The organism is Eoetvoesiella caeni (genome assembly GCF_003315175.1).
In the GTDB taxonomy this organism is placed as follows: Bacteria; Pseudomonadota; Gammaproteobacteria; order Burkholderiales; family Burkholderiaceae_B; genus Eoetvoesia; species Eoetvoesia caeni.
In genome coordinates this window covers 1-22,986 of sequence record NZ_QNRQ01000009.1, presented here as the reverse complement: position 1 = coordinate 22,986, position 22,986 = coordinate 1, and the positions used below count along the sequence as shown (strand labels likewise).

Sequence of the window (22,986 nt, the reverse complement as noted above, 5' to 3'; positions counted from 1 at the left end):
CCATAATAATTAGGTCAATTCAAAATTATAATGACCAGCTAACCATTTATCAGAAAATACATGCCAGAGCACGTTGATTTGTCGGTAAACACACACACTGTAGCGCCTTTGGGCGAAACGGGTGGGCGTTTGCCGCCGCTTATCGAATACCCCGAGGACCTGCCCGTCAGTGGCCGGCGGGGCGATATTGCCGCGGCGATCAAGGCCAACCAGGTTGTGATCGTATGCGGCGAAACCGGCTCGGGCAAGACCACGCAGTTGCCCAAGATCTGCCTGGAGCTGGGACGCGGCCTGGATAAAATGATAGGCCATACGCAGCCGCGCCGGCTGGCCGCGACCTCGGTGGCCAAGCGCATTGCCGAAGAGCTTAAAACGCCGCTGGGCGAATGGGTGGGGTATCAAATCCGCTTCAGCGACAGGACCGGTCCGCGTGCCGCCATCAAGTTGATGACCGACGGTATCTTGCTGGCCGAGTCGCAGCGGGATCCCTTGCTGCGCCGCTACGACACCATCATTATCGACGAGGCCCACGAACGCAGCCTGAATATCGATTTCCTGCTGGGCTTTCTGCGCCAGTTGCTGCCCAAGCGACGCGACCTGAAACTGATCATCACGTCGGCGACCATCGACGCCAGCCGCTTTGCCGAACATTTCGCCCAGCGCGGCAAGCCGGCCCCGGTCATCGAAGTTTCGGGGCGCCTGTATCCCGTTGAAATGCTTTATCGTCCGGTGCTGCAAGATATCGAGTCCGCCGATACTGGCGGCCGCCGTGCAACGTCCGATGAAGAGCGCGACCTTGTCGATGCGGTGGTGGACGGCGTAGCCGACTGCGCCCGCCACGGCACTGGCGATGTGTTGGTGTTTCTGCCGGGCGAACGTGAAATCCGCGAAACCGCCGAAGCCCTGCGCAAGCACCATCCGCAAGGCGCTGAAGTACTGCCGCTGTTTGCCCGCCTGTCGCAAGAAGAGCAAGAGCGCATATTTCGCCCTAAAGGCAATGCGCGCCGCATTGTGCTGGCCACCAACGTGGCTGAAACCTCGCTGACCGTGCCCGGCATCCGGTATGTGGTCGATACCGGCCTGGCGCGCGTCAAGCGCTATTCATGGCGCAACAAAGTAGAGCAGTTGCGTATAGAGCCCATCAGCCAGGCGTCCGCCAACCAGCGCGCCGGCCGTTGCGGGCGTATTGGCCCAGGCGTTTGCATACGCCTGTATGCGGAAGACGATTTCAAGCAGCGGGCCGCGTTTACCGATCCGGAAATCCTGCGTTCATCGCTGGCCTCGGTCATCTTGCGCATGCGGGCGCTCAAGCTGGAAGATATCGAAACCTTTCCGTTTGTCGATGCGCCAACCGGCCGGGCGATTGCCGACGGCTATCACTTGTTGCAAGAACTGGGGGCGCTGGACGAAGCGAATCGGCTGACTGAAACCGGCAAGGCGTTGGCCAAATTGCCTGTGGACCCCCGTCTGGCGCGCATGATCCTCGAAGCCAAAGATCAGCAGTGCCTGGCCGAGATGCTGATTATTGCCTCGGCCTTGTCGGTGCAGGACCCGCGCGACCGGCCCATGAGCGAGCGCGAGGCTTCCGAGGCAGCGCACGCCAAGTTCGGCGACGATAAGTCTGAATTCCTGTCCTGGCTGAAGCTATGGCGCTGGTACGAAGAGCAAGTGGCGCACAAGGCCTCGCAGCGCAAGCTGGTGGCCCTGCTGCGGCAAAATTTTCTATCGCCGCTGCGTTTGCGCGAATGGCGCGACGTGCACAGCCAGTTGGCCGCGCTGGTGGGCGAGCAGGGCTGGCGCGTCAATACCTTGGACGCCACCTACGAGCAGGTTCATATGGCCTTGCTGTCGGGTCTGCTGGGCAATATCGGGCTTAAAAGCGACGAGGGCGCGGGCTATCAGGGCGCGCGCGACATTCGTTTCCAGATTCATCCCGGCTCTCGTCTTGTCAAAAAGGCGGGCCGGTGGATCGTGGCGGCCGAACTGGTCGAGACGACCCGTTTGTATGCGCGCTGCGTGGCCCGCATCGATCCGGTCTGGCTGGAGCGGGCCGGGGCGCATTTGATCCGCCGCACCTGGTCCGACCCGCGCTGGGAAAAAAAGGCTGGGCAGGTGGTGGCCAACGAGAAGGCTACGCTGTATGGCTTGCCGGTGTATTCGGGGCGCCGCATACATTTTGCCAAGGTCGATCCCGTCCAGGCGCGCGAGCTATTCATACGGCAAGCCTTGGTGCCGGGAGAGATCGATACGCATTTGCCGTTCGTCAGCCATAACCGCCAGTTGATCGCCAAGATCGAAAAGCTCGAGCACCAGACCCGCCGCCCCGACATCCTGGTGGATGATGCGCTGATCTATGCGTTCTACGATGAACAGATACCGGCCGATGTCTGCCAGACGGCAACCTTGGAAAAATGGGTCAAGGGGCTTAGCAAGGAAGCGGCCCAGGCCTTGCTGCTCAAGCGCGACGACCTGATGCGGCACGAGGCCGCCGGCGTGACCACCGATGTGTTTCCGCGCAAAGTATCCTGGCAGGGCGTGGACATGGCGCTGGACTATCACTTCGAGCCCGGTTCGGTGCGCGACGGGGTCACTCTTAGCGTACCGCTGTTCGCCCTCAATACGATCGACCCCGCGCGTTGCGAATGGCTGGTGCCCGGCATGCTGAAGGAAAAAGTGCATTTGCTGCTGAAGTCCCTGCCGCAAAAAATGCGGCGCCATTGCGTACCATTGCCCGACTACGCCGCCGGCTTCTATGAGCGCTGGTTCGAGCGTGCGGCAGATCCCGGGCAAGGCTTGCTGGAGGCCATTAGCGCGGACATGTGGGAGCAAGTCAAGGTCAGGCCGGTGCGCGGCGACTTCAAGTTGGAGACCTTGCCCGCGCATTTGTTCATGAACTTCAAGGTCGTCGACGAACATGGGCGCATGCTGTCGGGGGGGCGCAACCTGGACCAGCTCAAGGCCGAGCATGGACGCCAGGCGCAGGCCTCGTTCCAGAAACTGGCGGCACGCGACGAACATGTGGCTCAGGCGCTGGCGCACGAACAGTTGACCGGCTGGACCTTCGGTCCCTTGCCCGAGCTCATGGAAATCAAGCGCAAGGGGCAGTCGTTTGTGGGCTATCCGGCGCTGATCGACCACGGTACATACTGCGACCTGGACGTATTCGACGATCCCGCCCAGGCGCAGTTGCAGCACCGGGCCGGCTTGCTGCGGCTATTTCGACTGGGATTGCGCGAACAGGTCAAGTTCCTCGAGAAAAACCTGAACGACCTGACCCGCATGAGCATGTTGTACATGAGCCTGGGCACCCAGGAAGAACTGCGGGATCAGATTATCGACTGTGCGATCGAGCGGGCTTGCCTGGGCGACCCCTGGCCCACGGACCAGGAAAGCTTCGAGCTGCGCCGCGCCGAAGGCAAGACCCGCCTGGGCCTGCTGGCTCAAGAGGTCGCCCGCCTGGTGGGACAGATACTGACTGAATGGTCTGCGCTGCAAAAGAAATTGCCGCAAGCCAAGCCGCAGCAGGCCGCGTATGTCGACTTGCAAAAGCAGGCGGGCGGATTAATGGGCAAAAAATTCATTCGCGATACGCCATACAACCAGTTGGTCCATTATCCACGCTATCTCAAGGCGGCCCAGGCGCGGATCGACAAGCTCAGGGCCGATCCCGCGCGCGATGCGCGCCAGATGGCCGACATGGCCCCCTTGCTGGTACAGTATCAGCGCGCTTACGCAGCGCTCAAGGGCGCGCCCGACGCGCAAATGGATGAATTTCGCTGGCTGCTCGAAGAGCTGCGTGTTGCCCTGTTTGCCCAAGAGTTGCGTACGCCTATGCCGGTGTCTGTCAAGCGCTTGTTGAAGACCTGGTCGGCGCTGCAACGCTGAAGCTGTGTCGCAATATAAGCTTGCCTTTCAGACCTCTCTCTTAAGTACAATTCATTAATGACCGATCTGAATACTTCATTACCCTTTGTGCATCTGCGCGTTCATTCCGAATTTTCGGTGGTGGACGGCATTGTGCAGATTCCCGCGCTGATAAAGAAAGTGGCCGAATACGGGCAGCCCGCTGTGGCGCTGACCGATTTGTCCAATATTTTTGGCCTTATCAAGTTTTATAAATCTGCCCGCAAGGGCGGTGTCAAACCGATTGCCGGCTGCGATATCTGGGTGCAAAACGAGACCGAGCCGAATAAGCCCCATCGTTTGTTGCTGCTGGTCAGCACGCATCAGGGTTATTTGAACTTGTGCGATATCCTGACTCGTTCGTGGCTGGACAACCAGCATATGGGCCGGGCCGAAGTGCGCAGCGAATGGTTGCAGGGTCGGCAGGGGCTTATCGTTCTTTCGGGCGGCCGTGGCGGCGACGTAGGCCAGGCGCTAGAATCGGGCCGCGACGACGAAGCCAGGATGCTGGCACGCCGATGGGCCGGGCTTTTCCCGGGCAGCTACTATATCGAGCTGCAGCGTTCGGGTGCCGAGGGCGACGAAGCCTATGTGCAGGCGGCCCTGCGGCTGGCCGGCGAACTTGATTTGCCGGTGGTGGCCACGCATCCGGTGCAGTTCATCGATGCCGGCGACTTTCGCGCGCATGAGGCGCGCGTGTGCATTTCCGAGGGCGAGCAACTGGCCAACCCCAAAAGGGTGCGGCGTTTTACGCAAGAACAATACCTGCTGAACTCGCAGGAAATGACCCAGCGGTTTGCCGACGTCCCGTCGGCGCTGGCCAACACGGTGGAAATCGCCCGGCGCTGCAACCTGACGCTGCACCTGGGCACCCCGTACCTGCCGAACTTCCCGACGCCGGAAGGCGTGACACTGGATGATTATCTGGTCCAGTTGTCCGAGGCGGGGCTGGAAAAGCGCATGCTGCAGCTCTTTCCCGACGAAGGCGCGCGCAGCGCCCGCCAGGCCGAATATAAAGAGCGCCTGGCCTGGGAGTGCAAGACCATTATAGAAATGGGCTTTCCCGGCTACTTCCTGATCGTGGCCGACTTCATCAACTGGGGCAAGAACAACGGCGTTCCGGTTGGTCCGGGACGGGGGTCGGGCGCGGGTTCACTGGTGGCGTATTCGCTGGGCATTACCGACCTCGACCCCATCCAGTACGACTTGCTGTTCGAGCGCTTTCTTAACCCCGAACGGGTATCCATGCCCGACTTCGATATTGACTTTTGCCAGGATAACCGCGAACGCGTCATCGACTATGTAAAGCAAAAATACGGTAAAGAAGCCGTCAGTCAGATTGCCACTTTTGGTACGTTGGGGGCCAAGGCCGTCGTGCGCGACGTGGGCCGGGTACTTGAAATGCCGTATTCGCTGTGCGATAGCCTGTCCAAGCTTATTCCGTTCAGCCCGGCGGACCCCTGGACCCTGGAACGTACTTTGGCCGACGAGCCGGCTTTCAAAGAGCGCTACGAGCAGGACGAAGAAGTGCGCGCCCTTATCGATCTGGCGCGCCCGCTTGAAGGCCTGACCCGCAACATCGGCATGCACGCCGGGGGCGTGCTCATTGCGCCGGGCAAGCTTACTGATTTCTGCCCGCTGTATTGCCAGCCGGGCGTGGACAGCAATGCGGTGTCCCAGTTCGACAAAGACGACGTCGAGGCCGCCGGCCTGGTCAAGTTCGACTTTCTGGGTTTGCGCAACCTGACCATCCTGGACTGGGCGGTGCGTTATGTGCGCCGCTTCAACGAGGACAAGCGCGATTTCGACATCATGTCGCTGCCGCTCAACGACCTGGGCACCTATCGGCTGCTCAGCGAAGGCAACACCACGGCGGTGTTTCAGCTAGAGTCGCGCGGCATGAAAGAGCTGCTCAAGAATCTGCAGCCCAATACATTTGAAGACGTCATTGCCGTGCTGGCGCTTTTCCGCCCGGGCCCGCTCGAGTCGGGCATGGTGCTGGACTTCGTCAATCGCAAGCACGGCCGCGCCGAGGTCGATTATTTCCACCCCGACCTGGAACCCGTGCTTAAAAGCACGTACGGCGTCATCGTCTATCAAGAACAGGTGATGCTGATCTCCCAGATCATCGGGGGCTATACCTTGGGCGGCGCCGACATGCTGCGGCGGGCCATGGGCAAGAAAAAGCCAGAAGAAATGGCCAAGCACCGGGCTATTTTCGAAGAGGGCGCGGTAAAGAAAGGCTACGACGCCGCACTGGCGGTCAAACTGTTCGATCTGATGGAAAAGTTCGCGGGCTACGGCTTCAATAAAAGCCATTCGGCCGCTTACGCACTTATCGCCTACCAGACTGCATGGCTCAAGGCTTATCATCCTGCCGAGTTCTTGGCGGGCACACTGTCGTCCGACATGGACGACACCGACAAGGTGCAAATTTTCTGGAAGGATGCACTGGCAAACGGCGTGGAGGTCTTGCCGCCCGATGTCAACGAATCCAATTATCGCTTCGAGCCTGTCGCCGATCGATACACGGCCAAGGGCCAGCCGCCGCGCACCATGCGTTACGGCCTGGGCGCCGTCAAGGGCGCGGGGCAGGCCGCTGTCGAAGAGATCATTCGCGTACGCGAGCAGGACGGCCCGTATACCAGTCTGTTCGATTTTTGCCGCCGGGTCGATCGCCACATGGTCAACCGCCGCACCATCGAGGCCTTGATCCGTGCCGGCGCTTTCGACCGCATCGATGAAAACCGCGCAGCGGTACTGGCAACCATCAGTACGGCAATCGAAGCGGCCGAGCAGGCCGAGCGCAGCGCTAACCAGGTTTCTCTGTTCGCCGACGATAGCAACGATATTGTCGAAGGCGTGCTGGCCAATGTGGCTCCATGGGATCTTCATACGCGGCTCACACAAGAAAAAGCCGCGCTGGGGTTCTTCTTCAGTGCGCATTTGTTCGACTCCTGGCGCGACGAAGTGCGCCGCTTCGCGCCCAAGCCGCTGGCCCGCCTGGAACCGGCGCGCGGTTTGCAGTGGTTTGCCGGCGTGCTTTCATCGGTCAGGGTAAAAATGACAAGGCGCGGCAAAATGCTTTATGCCTTGCTGGACGACGGCTCGGCCCAGGTCGAGGTCGCCATTTTCAACGAGCTTTACGAACAACACCGCAACCGCCTCAAAGAAGACAAGCTTGTCATCATTCACGGCAAGGTCAGCAACGACGACTATTCCGGCGGCCTGAGGGTGTCGGCCGACCAGGTGTATGACCTTCAACTGGCGCGCGAAGAGCGTGCCAGGGCCTTGTCCATCACCCTGAACGGCAGCACCGATGCGGCGCGCTTGCGCCAATTGCTCAATCCTTTCCGTGCTGAACCAGAAAACGGCGTGCCGGGAGTGCCGGTCGAAGTCCGGCTCAAGCAGGATGGGTTCTTGTGCACGGTGCGCCTGGGTGAAGAATGGCGGGTGCGCATGGCCGACGTCATGCTCGATCAATTAGGAGAATGGGTCAAACCCGAAGGCGTGGAGATCCGGTATACATGACCAAAGAGCCGCGCCCGTTGCGCATTGTCCATTCCGAGGCCGCAACCAGCTTCGGCGGGCAAGAGCAGTATATCTATCGGATGATGCATGCCATGCGCGACCGCGGCCATCATCTAGAGGCAATTTGCCAGCCGCACGCCATATTGGCCCAGCGCCTGAGCGATGACGGCTTTACCGTGCACACGCTGTTAATGGACGGCCCTGCCAATTTCGTCAAAGGCGTGATCAAACTGCGCAAGGTATTGAAGGCCGGACGGTTCGACGTGCTCAACACCCATAGCCGGCGCGACACGATGCTGGCCGGCTGCGCGGGCCGCCTGGCCGGTACGCCGCTCATCGTGCGTACCCGCCATCTTGCCAAGCGTGTTGGGTCCCTGTTGTCGTTTACCGTGATTCCTCATCGGGTGACGACATCCAGCGACTATGTGCGCAAGCTTCTTATCGAACGGGGTGTGCGGCCGTCCGACGTCGCTACGGTCTATCCGTCGATCGACTTGCGGCAAGGCGTTGATCCCCAGGCGCTAAGGCAGGAGCTCAGGCTCGCCCAGAACGACATCGTCATCGGCTGCGTCGCGGTCATGCGGGCAGAAAAAGGCCATCGCGCCTTGGTCGACGCCGTCGAGCCTTTGATACGCCAGCGCCCCAACCTTCATTTGGTGCTGGTGGGCGGCGGATCGCCGGTTTTTGAGCAGGTTCAAGAGCAGGTCCAGGCCAAGGGCTTGAACAAACGAGTGCATTTGCTTGGCGCTCGCAAGGATGTTCCCGAGTTGCTTGCGGGATTCGATATTTTTGCATTGGCAACCGAAATGGAGGCCGCCGGAATGGTATTTGCCGAAGCCGCCTCGGCAGGCTTGCCGATTGTGGGCACAAAGGTTGGCGGCGTGCCCGAAATGGTGCAAGATGGCGTGACTGGCTTGTTGGTGCCGCTGCACGATCAACCCGCCTTGACGGCCGCACTAGAGAGATTGATCAGCGACCCCGCATTGCGCATCCAAATGGGGGAAGCCGGTCGGCGCATGATCCGCGTCGATGGCAAGTTCAGCGGGCAGGCCATGGCTGAAAGCATCGAGTCCTGTTATGAACGTTGGCTAGGCGAGTTGCGAAAATGAAGACGGCAGTTACCGTTCCAGTCTTGATGTACCACCACGTGTCTCCGTCTGGCGGAATGATCGCCGCCAGCCCGGAGAACTTCGAGAACCAGCTTGCCTGGTTGGCCCGGCATGGTTACCGTTCAATCACCGCGGCCCAGTTTGCCGGGCACCTGGCGGGCAGCCCGGTACCGGCCAGGTCGGTGCTCATTACTTTTGACGACGGATACCTGGACAACTGGATCTACGCATATCCGCTGCTCAAGAAACATGGCTTCCATGCTGTGATTTTTTTGGTGACATCCTGGGTAGGCAATGGGCCTGTGCGCAATGTCCTGGGGCAGGGACCGCTGGCTCCCACTCCCGAGCATCGGGAGTGCGAACGCCTTATCGAACAAGGTCGCAGCGATGAAGTCATATTGCGCTGGAGCGAGATCCAGGCCATGCAGGCCGACGGTGCCATCGAATTCCATAGCCATACACATACTCATACGCGCTGGGACAAAATCCGGCCCGCTGAAAAGAACGCACTGATGGCGCAGGAACTGGCCGACTCCAAAGCGGCGTTGCAAGAAAACCTGGGCCATGTCTCGGAACATTTTTGCTGGCCGCAAGGGTATTTCGACGATGACTACATCAAGCTCGCCCAGCAGGCGGGATTCCGCTATCTGTATACGACGCAGGCGTTCGGGCAAAACCGGGCCGGCACGGATCCGGCCCGCATACATCGCTTTGCCGTGCGCAATACAACCGGCGCTTCGGTGGGGCGGCGCGTGAAGATTGCCGTCGATCCCATCGTGGGGCCGCTGTTCAACCGCTGGAAGCTATGGAAGCGCTCACTAGGGAAGCGATCATGACCACAACCCGCGGAGCAGACTCCGCCCTTGATGGCGAAGCCGCGGAGGCTGGGTCCACGCGGTTGCGGCAGCTTCAAAATGATGCGGCCCCTTTTACGGCGGCAAAAGCCACGCTGTCGGTCATCGTCATTACCAAGGACGAAGCGCGGCACATTGGGGACTGCCTTGATTCTGTTTCGTTCGCCGATGAGATCATCGTGGTGGACTCGGGCAGTACCGACGGCACACGCGATATTGCTCAAGCCAAGGGCGCCAAAGTGCATATTACCGAAGACTGGCCGGGGTTTGGTCCCCAGAAAAATCGCGCGCTTGACTTGGCAACCTGCGACTGGGTGTTGTCCATCGATGCCGACGAGCGCGTCACGCCGGAGTTGAAGCAGGCGATCTTGCGCGAACTGGCCGCGCCGCGGGCGCAGGCCTACAAAATTGCGCGGCTTTCCAATTTTTGCGGGCGCTGGATCCGCCATAGTGGCTGGTGGCCCGACCATGTGCTAAGGCTGTTCAAGCGCACAACGGCGCGTTTTACCGATGCGGCGGTTCACGAAAGCGTGAAAGCCCAGGGCCAGGGCGCTGTCCTTGAAGGCCATTTCCTGCATTATCCTTATGCCGATATGGACGCCATGATCGGCAAGGTAAATCGTTATTCGACTGATGCGGCGCAAATGATGCACGCCCGTGGAAAAACCACTTCCATCCCGGGCGTGCTGGGACATGCGTTCTGGACTTTTGTGCGCATCTATATTATTCGGCGGGGCTTTCTGGACGGCAAGGAAGGCTTGATTCTCGCCATCACCGCGGCCACGGGCAGTTTCTTTCGCTACAGCAAGCTGTGGTTTCTGAACAAGAGCAAGTAACTATGAGGGCCATGATTCCTATACTCATGTACCACCAGGTAGGGCTGCCGGCCGCGAAGGGCTCGCCTTACCGCAGCTTGACGGTGCATCCCGCCGACTTCAAGCGGCAAATGGTCTGGATGAGCCGGCTGGGCTACCGCGGCTTGTCCATGCGCGACCTCATGCCGTATTTGAACGGCCAGCGCCGCGGCAAGGTGTTCGGCATTACCTTCGACGACGGCTATCGCAATGTTTACCAGAACGCGCTGCCAGTGTTGAGGCAACTGCATTTCACGTCCACCAATTATTTCGTGGCGCGCCAGTTCGATGGCGGCAACGTGTGGGATTACGACATAGGCATACCGCATTCCGATTTAATGTCGCTCGAGGAAATGCGGCAATGGGCTTTTGCCGGCCAGGAAGTGGGCTCGCACACCCTGGAGCATGTCCATTTGCCGCAGATCTCGCCGCAAATCGCCAACTACCAGATCAGCCAGTCCAAGCTGGAGCTAGAGCAGGCGCTGGGTACCGAGGTTACGGCTTTCTGCTACCCCTACGGGGACGAAAGCCCCCAGATACGACAGATGGTTCGCAACGCCGGCTACACCAACGCAACCACGACAATCCGCGGCTTGGTCCGGCCCGGCGACGATCCGTTCGGCCTGCCGCGCGTGACCATAGCGCGCTCGACCAATATTGTCCGTTTTCTGCAAAAGTGCCTGACCAGGCTGGAGGATAAACGCCGCCGTGACTGAATCGCGATTGAAGATAGCATTTGTGGTCGACCGGTTCGGAGCCCGTTTTGGTGGGGCTGAAGCGTATGGCGTCGCACTGATGCGCGAGCTGGCCGTCGATCACGACATCACCGTTTTTGCCCGCGAATACGATGAGGCCTGCGATCTGCGTTTACCTTACGTCAGCCTGCGCTCATGGGCCGGTTGGCCCAGCTGGGTGCGTGTATTGCTGTTCGCGGTAAGGGCCAGGGCCGCCACGCGGCATGGCTTCGATATTGTGCATTCACACATGAACGGCTACTGCGGCAATGTCGAAGTCGTGCATGTCACGCCGGTCCGCTACAACTGGCGTGTACGCAAGCTGCCTTTTTTAAAGCTTGCCCTGTCGTATATCAGCCCGCGTGTACAAACTTATCTTGGTCTGGAAAGGCGGCGGGTCGCGGTAAAAAACTCGCATCGCACCGTGGCTGTCTCGGACCTGATCGCCAATCAATTAAGGCAAGCCTACGGCAGCGGTTTGCAGGCCCCGGTAATTCCGCCCGGCGTCACACGCCCGCCGGACAGTATTGCGGCCGAACGCGATGCAACGCGCACAGCGCTGGGCTGGTCGGATGCCGACCGCGTCTGCCTGCTCGTGGCCCGCAACCCATTGCGCAAAGGGCTTCCAACAGCGCTCAAGGCGCTGGCTGTCCTGCCTGCTCACGTCAAGCTTCTAATCGTGGGCGGTAATGCGGGAACACGCGAATTTGTGCTCAAGTTCAACGGCGGAGAGCTGTTCGACCGTGTACGCGTCATCGACGCGACGCCCGATGTAGGCAAGTATTACGCGGCGGCCGATGTCTATGTACATCCAACCTTGAACGACAGTTTCGGCATGGCTCCGCTGGAGGCGATGTCTTTCAGTCTGCCCGTCGTGTTAAGCCCCCAGCCATGGTGCGGCTTTGCCCAGTATGTTAGCCACGGCACCGAAGCGCTGGTTTTATCTGATCCTGAAAACGCCAGCCAATTGGCCGAGTATTTGCGTGCCATCGACGGCGACGCGGACTTGCGCGCGCGGCTGGTGCGCGGCGGAAGCGATGTGGTCGATCGTCATAGCTGGGACGAGGTGGCGCGCAGGTATCTTGAGCTTTATCGCGAAGTGCTGGCCGAGCGATAAGGCGCCGCGGCAGCGGCAGCTTTCTCAGGCTGTGTCAATCAAATAATAAAGACCTTGGAAATAGCGAAGGCTTCGCGGGCCATTGCAGAAAAATAACGACTGGATCGGCCGGCCTTCTGCTAGAATCCGGCCACATAAAATGGAAGGGGACCATGGCCATGACGACTACAACAAATTATCCGAATTACCCGAATTTTCCGTACTATCCGGTGGTGCTTTCGATTTTGCACGAACGCAATGCGCGAACGGTTCTGGATGCGCCTTGCGGCGATGGCTGGCTTGGCTACGCCCTGAAAGACAAAAATTCGGGCGTGGTCGTGGACGGGGCCTGCTTGTGGGAATTCCCGCCCGCGGATGGCGGCTACCGCAATATTATCGAGCACGATCTGAACAAGCCCATGTCCGAAACAAGGCAATACGACGCCGTGGTCTGCTGCGAAGCCATTCACTCGCTTGCCAATCCGGGCTGTGCCGTGGCCAGCTTTGCGGACAACCTGCGTCCGGGCGGCACTGTCATCATCACCACGCCAAATACCTGGTACATGCGTTCGCGACTGCAATTCTTTCTCCGCGGCTTTCACTCGGGATTCCGGCCGGCCGTCACCAGAAAACCGGGCGAAGGCTATGTTACGTATTTCCCGTTTACCTTCAGCCTGCTGCATCAGTTGCTGTCCCATCATGGGTATGGCGATATTACCTTGCACGAAGTAAGCGAACGCAAGCCCATGCGCTGGATCGAACATGTGCTGGCCTTGCCCGGCCGCCTGTACTACCGACTGAAGCACCGTCAGTCCAAAACTCCGGACGAGGCCAATTTTTGGGGCCAGGCGGGCTCGCGCCAGTCGGTGCACGGCCGCTGGCTGGTGGTGTCCGCCACCTACGGAGCGGCTACGGCTGAATAGGGCGGGCGTGGCGAGACGTTCAAGCGGTCTCGTTTCAGGTGCGTCCCGCCAAGCCGTCACTATTTTCCGGAGCCGTGATTTCTTCCATGTGCCCGAGCCAGCGTAATGCGTGCTCGCGATCGTTGCCGCACATCGAAGGCTCTGGTTGCAAGGACGAGCAAACGGCAGGCCGCTGCGGATGGCCAAAAATCAAGCATTGATTGCTGTCGTTCAGCTGGACACATCGGGTACCGGCGGGCTTTCCGAAGGGCATTCCGGGGATAGGGCTTGAAATGGAGGGCGCTATGCAGCAGGCGCCGCAAGATGGGCGGCATGCCATGCTCATATCCAGCCGCGCACCCAGTAGACCAGCAAGCCTGCATATTCCTTGATAATGGAGCGGGCCGCATCGAAGGCACGCTCGTTGGGCAGCCAGAAAGAAAAGTCGGGATCTTCGGGAACGACAATCTGTGGGGGGGCGGGCGCGGCAACGGCGGTAATGCCCAGTTTCTTGAAAACAGCCATGGCGCGCGGCATATGCAGGGCCGAAGTCACCAGCAGTACCCGTGAAAGCCCAAGCTCCTTGAGCTTCTTTGCGGTGTACAAGCCGTTTTCGCGGGTGTTGCCGCTGTCGGTTTCAAGAACCAGCGCTTGCGCCGGAATACCGCGTTTTTCCAGTGCATTGGCCATGGTTTGCGCTTCGCTGGTCTTGCCTTCCAGGGCGGCGCCCGACAAAACCAGCAGGGGCGCGCGATTGGCGTCGTACAGGACGGCGGCGTTGTCCGTGCGAGTGGCCGCGCTGGCGCGGTCATAGGGCTCGAACCAATTCAGCCGCCCGCCTGCCGTATTGCCTCCCAGCACCACAATCGCTTGCGCCGCGGGCAGGTCTTCGGGAGGGGTATAGGGGTATAGCTGCTCCAGCCGTCCGCCGGCCCATAGCGACGAGGCGGGCAAGGACCAGAACAGCCCCCAGCACAAAGCCAGCGCGCTCAGCAACAAAGCCGTCCGACGCCACCGTACGATGAAGCACAGCGCCGCCAGCACGAGCAGCGTTATGCAAAGATTCAGGGGAATAATCAGGTTGGTGAAGAAATTGGAAAAATTCATGCAAGCCGATTTGTTGGTGATGCAAGCAATAACGCTTGTTGCAGCACTTCGTCCAATGTGGGCCAATTGCCTTCCGAACCCAAGCACGTGGCCTGTTGCGACCATGGCCCCGTGCGTTCGCGCCGGGTGACTCCAAATAACGTAAGCTGCTTTGCCTGCGCGGCCGCCGCGATATGCGACACGCCCGAATCATTGCATATGACCAATGACGAGGACTGAGCCAGTGTAGCAAAAGCCCCCAGCTTCATGGGCGGCAGGCACAGGGCGCTGGGCGCGTTGCGCCGGGCTTCGTCGGCTTCCGCGGGGGGCGGGCACATCGCGACAATATGGCCATGCTGCTTCAGCGCCTGGGTCAAGGCCTCGAAGTGCGGCCATACTTTTACCAGGCCCCGGTGCAGGCCGGTGGCCGTGGGAGCGATTAGAACGAACTTGCCGGGTTCGATGCCTGCATCGTCCATTGCCAGCTTTCCTTCTTCGGCATGGCGGGCGGCCAGGCGCAGGCCCAGCGAACTGGGCGCGCGTGCGGGGATGGGAGGGCGATCCCAACGCTGCAACGCTTGTGCGGTCAGGTGATACCAGGATTGCACGGCATGTGTCGAGGCAGGGGGCTTCTTTATCGGCCAGCGCAGGATCAGGCTGCGTCCATCGTCGCGATAGCCGCAGCTTGGAAGGCCCGCAAAGCGGAACACCATCGCACTGGACAGCGAGTCGGGCAGCAGCAGCCCGTTGGCCCGCGCATAGCGCGCGCCCTTCTTATGCGCCGCGACGCGGGCCCGGTCTTCGCGCCAGCGGCCTTTCATTTCAAGGAATCCGGCCAGCTGGTAGCCCGCCAGCAGGTCCCTGGCCCATGGGCGGGCGCACACTACGACGGGCAGGCCGGTGTTCAGCAACGCATGCAGGCTTGGCAAGCTCATGCAGACGTCTCCGATCCAATTCGGCAAGCGTACATATATGGCTGAAATATCTGACATTAATAGGGATTCCGCAACAACGCTAAAATGGTGCACCCAATTGTATAAGAGCGAGTCGATTCTTGAATTCTGTCCCATCTTCCGGTGCTGCTCACTCCGAGCCCGTCAAGTTCGACCTGTGGCGCCGAATCTATTCGCGCCTGGGGCCTTATTGGAAGGCGGCCATTGTCGCGGCCATCCTGCTCAGCATCAGCGCTGCCACCCAGCCTACGCTCGCGGTCATCATGAAGCCGTTGCTGGACGAAGGCTTTGGCGGTTCGCAGCCCTCCCTGATCTGGTCGATCCCATTGGCTGTGGTCGGACTGATGCTGTTGCGCGGCATCTGCACCTTCGGCAGCAGCTATGTGCTGGCCTGGATAGCCAACAATATGCTGCTGGGCATCCGCCGCGAAATGTTCGAGCGTTTGCTCGGCCTGCCCGATGAAGAGTTCAGGCGCGGCGATACCGGGCGTTTATTGAATCGCTTTACCATCGACGCCAACAATGTAACCAACCTGGCGACCGAAGTCATTACGGTGCTGGTGCGCGAAACCCTGATCGTTGTGGCTCTGCTGGCTGTATTGCTTTATATGTCGTGGCAGTTGACGCTGATCGTGGTGGTGATGCTGCCGCTGTCGGTGTTCGTTTCGCGTATCTTCATCAAGAGGCTGCGGCGCATCAACCGCGATACCATCAGCATGAATGCGGAACTCACGCGCGTGGTTGGCGAAGCCATAGACGGGCAGCGCGTAGTCAAGCTGTTCGACGGCTACGAGCGCGAGTCGGGCCGATTCCAGTATGTGAATGGCCGCTTGCGGCGTTTTGCCATGCGCGCGGTATCGGCCGACGCAGCCATGTCGCCGCTCACGCAGTTCTTTGTTGCCCTGTCGGTGGCCGCCGTTATTGCGGTGGCGCTGTACCAGGCCAACCACGGCGGCCTGACAGTAGGCAGTTTTGCCGCTTTCATGGCGGCGCTGGGCCAGATCTTCGACCCTTTGAAGCGCCTGACGAATATCGCGGCCGCCATGCAGCGCATGCTGGTTTCCGCCGAAAGTGTGTTCGCCTTGGTCGACCACCTTCCCGAAGACGACAGCGGAACCTTCGAATTTACCGAACCGGTCAAGGGCAAAGTCGAATTCAGGAACATCGTCCATCGCTTTGCCGAGGCGCAAAGCGACACCATTTCCGATGTTTCCTTTACGGTAGAACCGGGGCAGACGGTGGCCCTGGTGGGCCGTTCGGGCAGCGGCAAAACCACCTTGGTCAACATGCTGCCGCGTTTTATTGTGCCCACCAGCGGCCAGGTGCTGATCGACGGCCATCCCGTGCTTGATTGCACCTTGCGCAGCCTGCGCGCCCAGCTTTCCCTGGTAAGCCAGGACGTCGTGCTGTTTGACGGAACCATAGGCGAAAACGTCGGGTACGGGGCCTTGCATCAAGCCAGCCAGGACGATATACATCAGGCGCTTGAAGCCGCCAACCTGCATCATTTTGTTGCCGACCTGCCGCAAGGCCTGGAGACGCAAGTCGGCGAAAATGCCAATACTCTGTCGGGTGGTCAGCGCCAGCGCCTGGCCATTGCGCGGGCGCTTATCAAGAACGCGCCCATACTCATACTGGACGAGGCCACGTCGGCATTGGACAATGAGTCCGAAGCCCAGGTACAGGCATCGCTCGAGCGCTTGATGGCCGGCCGCACCACCTTGGTCATTGCTCATCGCTTGTCCACTGTGCAAAAGGCCGACAAAATCGTTGTTCTGGATGCCGGTAGAATCGTCGAGCAGGGGCGTCACGAAGACTTGCTGGCCAGCGATGGCCTGTATGCTTCGCTGTACAACATGCAATTCAAGGACTAAGGCCGCATCCATTGGGTCCAGCAAGCCGAATAAAGTGTGACTAAGGAAAAGCAATGAAAAAATTCGTGGTGTTATTCAGTCTGGGCCTGCTGGCCGGATGCGCGGCATCGGGTGGGGGCGGGCTCGGGCCGGCAGTTCTCGAAACTCCGACGTACTTGCGTGCAGAGCGCTGGGTACCCAAGTCCTTCGTGCAGATCCAGCGCGGAGTGTTCAAGCACCAGGCTGCTTGCCATTCCAATGTGAAGTTCGCCGTCGACGAACTTCACCCCAGCTACGCCCGTATCCTGCTGCCGCTTGACCCCACGCCTGGGCAAAACAGCACCGACATGAACCGCAGCATGGTGCTGGGCCTGCAATTGATCGAAGGCAAGGCGGCACGCGGGCGCCTTTATAGCTATTACACGCCCACCGACGCCCAGATACAGGCAGCCTACGACATCGTCCTGAATCCGGGCCTATGCCCCGGCGACCCGCGGCCGGCCGAGCCGGCCAAAGAGAAGGAATAAAGAGGGCGGGAGTCGTTGCGGTGATTCTCCGGCTGGAACGGTCGGAGGCGGCCCACCAGTTCGGCCGTGCAGCGCGAAAGGTGTCGCAGTGACCTATGCGCTGCTATCATGCCTACGTTGGGGAGATGCTTACCGGCCACGTCCCCGTAACCGGAGAAGCATCGATGCAAGCACTGTCTGCCCCAAGCCCTATCTGTCCTGTATCTTCCAGCCGCCGGCAATTCCTGGGTTACGGCGCTGCCGGCATGCTGGCAGCGGTTCTGCCTGGCTGCAGCGCAGACGGCGGCCTGCCGCACGCCGCTTACTCGCAGACAATAGCGTGGGGCAGCAACGAAATCAGGCGGGCCTTGGCTGGCGATCCCGACAACGTGGCCGCAGTCTCGATAGCCCTGCTCAAGAACGACACCGTGGTCTGGCAGCAGGCCTTCGGACGCGCCTCGGTACGGGACAACGTCGCTGCCACCATCCAGACACGCTTCAACATCGGCTCGGTCAGTAAGGTGCTGGCGGCGTTGGCCGCCATGATCCTGCGGGACCGCGGACTGCTGGACCTGGATGTGCCGGTGGCGCGCTACCTTCCCGGCTTCACCATGCTGTCGCCCGAGTATGAGCGGATCACGACCAGGCATCTGCTTTCGCATTCCTCGGGCCTGCCCGGTACCAGCATGCGCAACGCCTTCACCTTCGAACCCATACCGGGCTACGCGGTCAACGCCGAAGCGGCATTGGCCGACCAGCACCTGAAGCACCTGCCCGGGATGCTGGCTGTCTATTGCAATGACGGCTTCACGATGATCGAACGGGTGGTGGCGGCCCTAGCCAAGCAGGACTACGTCTCCTTCATCCAGGCCAACGTGCTGGATCCCCTGGGCATGGCCGATTCTGGTTTTCTGACAAAGGAGCCGGCGGGCGGCTTATTTGCGCTGCCTTATTCTGGCGGCCGGCAATACCCTCAGGAGTTCGTCAGTCCGTTGGCCACCGGAGGCCTGACTGCCACGCCGGACGACATGATGAAACTGGCGCGTCTGTTCCTCGAGCAAGGCACTTACCAGTCGCGTCGCATTGTGTCGGCCGACGGCATCGCGCAGATGGGAACCGACCAGACCAAGAACCTGATCGTCAATCCTTCGCCGCAATGGGTGTGGGGGCTTGGCTGGGACAGCGTGCGGCATCCCGGCCTGGCAGCGGCCGGCGTTCAGGCCTGGCAGAAGAACGGCGGCACAGCGTTTTTTTCGAGCGACTTCTACGTGCTGCCGGACCAGCGGCTGGCTCTGATGGTGACCGGCAACACGGGCAATGCGCAACGCTCCGACACCTATCGCGCCGGCGCGCTGGCCGAAGGCGTGCTGCTGCGTGCGCTGGTCGAGGAAGGTTCGATACCTGCCTTGCCGCCGTTGGTCGCCTATACTGCGCCGCCTAAGGCGGCATCCCCCGACCTGACTGACGCCGTGGGCGTTTATGCCAACTATAACCAGCCCATGCGCGTCACCGCCAACCGGGACGGCAGCTTCTCGCTCTCATCCTGGAACGGCAGCGCTTGGCAGTCGATGAACGGCGACGCCAGCTACAGCTACCGTAACGACGGCTGGTGGTGGAGCAACGATGCCCCCATCAGCTACCGCTTCGAGGTCGTGTCTGGCACTGACGCGAACGGACAACCCTACCGCTACCGCTACCTGATGCTCCGTGGCCCCCTGTTCGGTGCCGGCTACAACGAGACCACTCTGCCCATGGGGCAACAACTGCTTCCGCTGGCCCCGTTGAGCGCCGCCTGGCAGACACGGATGGGCAAGACCTGGACCGTCACCAACGAATCCCCCGCGACGGTTCCGTCCACACTGAAAGGCGCACCCTATGCCAAGCTGGGCAGCCTGCCCGAGCTGCCTGGCTACGTCCTGGTGCGTAACAGCAGCTACGACGACGGCTCGCCTGAGTACCAGTTGCTAGCCCCGCTGACCGACGACCGCGCCGGCATGACAGTCAAGATTCCAGCCAACGCCGGACGCGACCTGTACGAACTGCACTTCACCATGGTGGGTGGCAACGAGATGCTGACCATAGGCAGCTGGATCTACAAGGCGTCGGTGGCTTGAGGGCGGACAAATAGCCAGAAACGCCCAGAACCTCAGATCAAAACAATATCGTATTGCTCTTGCGAATACCCGCCCTCGACCTCCAGCGATATCGGCTTGCCGATGAAGTCGCCCAGCATGGCCAGGTGCGGGCTTTCTTCTTCCAGGAACAGGTCGACGATGGCCTGCGAGGCCAGGATGCGGAACTCCTTGGGGTTGAACTGGCGCGACTCCCGCAAAATTTCACGCAGGATTTCGTAGCACAGCGTGCGCGCCGTCCTGACGTTGCCGCGCCCCGCGCATGTGGGGCAGGGTTCGCATAATTGGTGAGCCAGCGAATCGCGCGTGCGCTTGCGTGTCATTTCGACCAGGCCCAATTGGCTGAAACCGCTGACCGTCATGCGGGTGCGGTCTTTGCTTAGCGCCTTGTTCAGTTCCGTCAGCACGGACTCGCGGTGTTCTGCGTCGTCCATGTCGATGAAGTCCAGGATGATGATGCCGCCCAGGTTGCGCAGCCGCAATTGGCGCGATAGCGCCACCGCGGCTTCCAGGTTGGTCTTGAAGATGGTGTCGTCGAAATTCCGCCCACCCACAAAGCCGCCGGTATTGACGTCCACTGTGGTCAGGGCTTCGGTCTGATCGATAATCAGGTAGCCGCCCGACTTCAGGTCGACGCGGCGCGACAGCGCGCGGGCGATTTCTTCGTCCACATTGGCCGTATCGAACAAGGGCCGCTCACCGCTGTAATGGCGGATGCGGTCGAGCACCGAAGGCGTGTATATCTTGGCCCATTCGATAAGCTCTTGGGCGGTGCTGCGCGAGTCGACCACGATAGAGCCCGTATGCGGGCCGACCATGTCGCGCAGGACCCGTTGGGCCAAAGTCAGGTCGGCATGCAGCAAAGAGGGCGCGGGCAGCGATTTGATTTTGCTTTGCAAGCTGTCCCACAGGATTCGCAAATACGATTGGTCGGCCGCGAGCTCTTCATCGGTGGCATCCTCGGCCTGGGTGCGCACAATAAAGCCGCCGGTCTCGTCCTTGGCCATCAGGCGCTCGACCCGTTCGCGCAGCGCAATGCGCTCTTGTTCCGATTCGATTTTTTGGGATATGCCCAGATGCGGGTCATAGGGCAGGTAAACCAGCATGCGTCCCGCAATGCTGATCTGCGTGGACAAACGCGCGCCTTTGGTGCCCAACGGGTCTTTGATGACCTGCACCAGCAAGGACTGGCCTTCAAAAAGCAGTTTTTCGATAGGAGTGGCCGGGTTGCCGTTGCTGCGTTCGCTGCGGTTCTGGCGCAGGTCGGCAACATGGATGAATGCGGCTTTTTCAAGGCCAATGTCCACAAAGGCGCTTTGCATGCCGGGCAGCACGCGCACGACTTTGCCCAGATATAAATTGCCGACATGGCCGCGCTGTATGCTGCGCTCTACATGGAGCTCTTGCACAGAGCCCTGTTCGACGATGGCAACCCGTGTTTCGAAAGGCGTTACGTTGATAAGAATATCTTCGGTCATGGCGTATGTTCTATAAAAGATGCGATGTTGCAGGTGGGCAAAGCCGTGTCCGTGTGATTGCGCCGCGAGATTCAGCGGTAAACGTACTGGCTGACGCAAGGCAGCTTTTCACGAGGTACCAGCAAAATACTGTCTACCTGAGTCTGATGGCCGACCGGATCGAACTGGGCCAGCCTTTTGTGCCGGCGGGTAAAGATGCGGGCCAGATGCCGGCGCAACGAGCCCAAACGCTTGGACGTCCAGTAGTGCTTGTTGGAATTCCAGACCAGGGCAAAGACCTGGTAATTGGGAAACAGGGTTTGCGTAATTTCTTTGTCCATTATCCACGAGCCCGCGGAGCTTTTATCGCTCCACTCTACCAGGACCAGTGGGCGGCATTGCCGCAGAGTCGACTTCAAGCCTTCGAAAACGCTTTGTTCGCGGCCCTGCGCGTCAATCTTGATGAAGTCGACATCGTTGATCAGTTGCGACTTCAGATAGGCGTCGCCGGATTTCAGATTTGAGGCATCGGCAGCTTCGGAAACGGGCAAGCTGCTGCCTGCGCCCGGTTGGCCAATGTCGGTTTGCCCAACATTGGCTTCGCTTTGAGGGCTATCGATGCTTGCTTTGGTATCTTCCCACGTGGCCTTGCTGCCGGCTTCAGTGGCTGCCGTGCCCAAGGCTTCATTGTTTACGGCTTCCGCGCCTAAAGCTTCTTTGCCTGCGGCTTGCGTCGCGTTCGCACTAAAGGCGTCGGTGTCCAAGACGTGAGTCGCTTCGGTATTCAAGGCTTCCCGCACTACGGCTTCCCCAGTTGCCACGTTTATGGCAGCGGCTGGCTTTATGTCGGTACAGGCGTCGCGGTCTTTGTTTGAGAGTCCGAAGTTCAGGGCCCTGATATTTCGCAGATTATTGTCATCGACATTCTTCTTTAGTATTTCGAAGGCTCGCGTGCTGGGCTCGAAAGCCAGCAGGCGGGCGCACAGTTGGCTGAATGCCAATGAGTGATTGCCGATGTTGGCGCCGATGTCCAGGACTGTCCGGCAGCGCTGCACGCTTAATATATTGCGGAGCAGGTCTATGGAAGGATGGTCGTAAATCCCTTTGCGCACGGCTTCCCGGCCGATAGCGCTGCCGGGGTCCACCAGCATTTTGTGTCCATATAGTGTGGTGATTGCCTGAAGCTGCGCAGAGGTGTTGGTTTGCATTGGGTAGAGCTCTGTTTTGTTATTAGTGTCGCATGCGCGGCGCCAGGGCCGCGGCATGGTTTTGTTCTGTTGATAAAGCAGCGGTACGTGGTCTCGGCGCTTGTCTGCATAGTATAGCGATAGAGGACAGTGGCTTTGGGCGTTTCTACTGAATAAGGATCAGCCATCGGAAACGCTTCAAAGCAAGACGCTTATAGGAATCCTATAAAGGAGGTTCCATATAGGAAGTTTTGCGCGGGGCTCCGCACAGACCTTTGCAAAGGAAGCTCAATAAAGGGATATTTATAAAGGCGGCTCAATAAAGGGAATTCTATAAAGGAGGTTCTATAAAGTGGCTTTTATAAAGCAGCTTCTATAAGGAAGGCCTCGATATATAGGCCGGTATAGAGGAGGGGGGACTATATAAAGGGCGCGCCGCGATAAAGGAGACATGAAAACGCCACGCCTTGATGATGGCATCTGCATGAAGGCACTTTAAGCCAGCCTTTGTAGGTCTCTAGACAGATTTCGGCCTCGTCCGCTCCAGAACCCGTCTTCTAAGGCGCCTGTAATGGGGAATTAACTGATCACTTTTTAACCAATTTATCCCGATTTCCCCGCTGTCACACTGATTTCATGCAAACGTCGAATTATTTTCATATTTCGGTCAAAATAATTTCCTGATTTGGGTCAAGGGCTTAGGGTAAAAGTGGTCAAACGCTAGCCAATTTCAAGGGGTTTTTGGGCTGCGTTGAGTTGCACGGGTGAAAAAGGCTTGCTATAGTTACGTTCTTTCGCAGCACACACATCAGGGTTTGCCCGGATGGCG

At 59.6% G+C, this 22,986-nt stretch carries 16 protein-coding genes; 11 read left to right on the top strand and 5 right to left on the bottom strand.

The window, feature by feature from the left end; genetic code table 11:
- Window positions 1–60: 60 nt before the first annotated feature.
- From hrpA to DFR37_RS15235, 8 genes are all read left to right on the top strand, one after another.
- On the top strand, window positions 61–3,885 hold the full coding sequence (gene hrpA, locus DFR37_RS15270; protein WP_113934152.1) for an ATP-dependent RNA helicase HrpA: 3,825 nt from the start codon (window positions 61–63) through the stop codon (window positions 3,883–3,885).
- Window positions 3,886–3,942: 57 nt separating this feature from the next.
- The gene (gene dnaE, locus DFR37_RS15265; protein WP_113934151.1) at window positions 3,943–7,434 is read left to right on the top strand and encodes a DNA polymerase III subunit alpha; all 3,492 of its coding nucleotides are present in this window, start codon (window positions 3,943–3,945) and stop codon (window positions 7,432–7,434) included.
- A complete protein-coding gene (locus DFR37_RS15260) occupies window positions 7,431–8,543 on the top strand; it encodes a glycosyltransferase family 4 protein (RefSeq protein ID WP_113934150.1) in 1,113 nt (370 codons plus the stop codon). The genes dnaE and DFR37_RS15260 overlap by 4 nt, the downstream gene beginning before the upstream one ends.
- Window positions 8,540–9,379 (top strand): polysaccharide deacetylase family protein, encoded by an 840-nt coding sequence (locus DFR37_RS15255; RefSeq protein WP_113934149.1) that lies wholly within the window; start codon window positions 8,540–8,542, stop codon window positions 9,377–9,379. The genes DFR37_RS15260 and DFR37_RS15255 overlap by 4 nt, the downstream gene beginning before the upstream one ends.
- Window positions 9,376–10,233, top strand: coding sequence for a glycosyltransferase family 2 protein (locus DFR37_RS15250; RefSeq protein WP_113934148.1), 858 nt, complete (start codon window positions 9,376–9,378; stop codon window positions 10,231–10,233). Before DFR37_RS15255 ends, DFR37_RS15250 begins: the two co-directional genes overlap by 4 nt.
- Before the next feature lie 11 nt (window positions 10,234–10,244).
- The gene (locus tag DFR37_RS15245; protein WP_242341868.1) at window positions 10,245–10,967 is read left to right on the top strand and encodes a polysaccharide deacetylase family protein; all 723 of its coding nucleotides are present in this window, start codon (window positions 10,245–10,247) and stop codon (window positions 10,965–10,967) included.
- Between the two features lie 7 nt (window positions 10,968–10,974).
- Window positions 10,975–12,102 carry a glycosyltransferase family 4 protein gene (locus DFR37_RS15240; RefSeq protein ID WP_113934147.1) on the top strand — a complete coding sequence of 376 codons (1,128 nt, stop codon included), beginning with the start codon at window positions 10,975–10,977 and terminating at the stop codon, window positions 12,100–12,102.
- 158 nt (window positions 12,103–12,260) lie between these two features.
- Complete coding sequence (locus DFR37_RS15235; RefSeq protein WP_242341869.1) at window positions 12,261–13,004, top strand: class I SAM-dependent methyltransferase; 744 nt, start codon at window positions 12,261–12,263, stop codon at window positions 13,002–13,004.
- A 34-nt stretch (window positions 13,005–13,038) separates the two neighbouring features.
- Here the strand turns inward: DFR37_RS15235 and DFR37_RS23325 are convergent, their stop codons facing one another.
- From DFR37_RS23325 to DFR37_RS15225, 3 genes are read right to left on the bottom strand one after another with little or no spacing between them, the layout of a single operon-like run.
- Entirely contained in the window at window positions 13,039–13,323 is a 285-nt protein-coding gene (locus DFR37_RS23325) for a YkgJ family cysteine cluster protein (RefSeq protein ID WP_147251633.1), read from the bottom strand.
- Between the two features lie 2 nt (window positions 13,324–13,325).
- A complete protein-coding gene (locus DFR37_RS15230) occupies window positions 13,326–14,090 on the bottom strand; it encodes a YdcF family protein (protein ID WP_113934145.1) in 765 nt (254 codons plus the stop codon).
- A complete protein-coding gene (locus tag DFR37_RS15225; protein ID WP_113934144.1) occupies window positions 14,087–15,061 on the bottom strand; it encodes a glycosyltransferase family 9 protein in 975 nt (324 codons plus the stop codon). Before DFR37_RS15225 ends, DFR37_RS15230 begins: the two co-directional genes overlap by 4 nt.
- Before the next feature lie 62 nt (window positions 15,062–15,123).
- Between DFR37_RS15225 and msbA the strand changes: the two genes are divergently transcribed.
- The 3 genes from msbA to DFR37_RS15210 all read left to right on the top strand — a co-directional run bounded on the left by msbA (window position 15,124) and on the right by DFR37_RS15210 (window position 19,495).
- Window positions 15,124–16,896, top strand: a complete 1,773-nt coding sequence (gene msbA / locus DFR37_RS15220; RefSeq protein ID WP_113934143.1) for a lipid A export permease/ATP-binding protein MsbA — start codon at window positions 15,124–15,126, stop codon at window positions 16,894–16,896.
- 53 nt (window positions 16,897–16,949) lie between these two features.
- A complete protein-coding gene (locus DFR37_RS15215) occupies window positions 16,950–17,402 on the top strand; it encodes a hypothetical protein (RefSeq protein WP_113934142.1) in 453 nt (150 codons plus the stop codon).
- Between the two features lie 164 nt (window positions 17,403–17,566).
- The gene (locus DFR37_RS15210; protein ID WP_113934141.1) at window positions 17,567–19,495 is read left to right on the top strand and encodes a serine hydrolase domain-containing protein; all 1,929 of its coding nucleotides are present in this window, start codon (window positions 17,567–17,569) and stop codon (window positions 19,493–19,495) included.
- 32 nt (window positions 19,496–19,527) lie between these two features.
- Here the strand turns inward: DFR37_RS15210 and rng are convergent, their stop codons facing one another.
- Both rng and DFR37_RS15200 read right to left on the bottom strand, forming a co-directional pair.
- Complete coding sequence (gene rng, locus DFR37_RS15205) at window positions 19,528–20,991, bottom strand: ribonuclease G (protein WP_113934140.1); 1,464 nt, start codon at window positions 20,989–20,991, stop codon at window positions 19,528–19,530.
- Window positions 20,992–21,062: 71 nt separating this feature from the next.
- Window positions 21,063–22,178: an FkbM family methyltransferase gene (locus tag DFR37_RS15200; protein WP_170139937.1), complete on the bottom strand. Its 1,116-nt coding sequence runs from the start codon at window positions 22,176–22,178 to the stop codon at window positions 21,063–21,065.
- Window positions 22,179–22,986 lie beyond the last annotated feature (808 nt).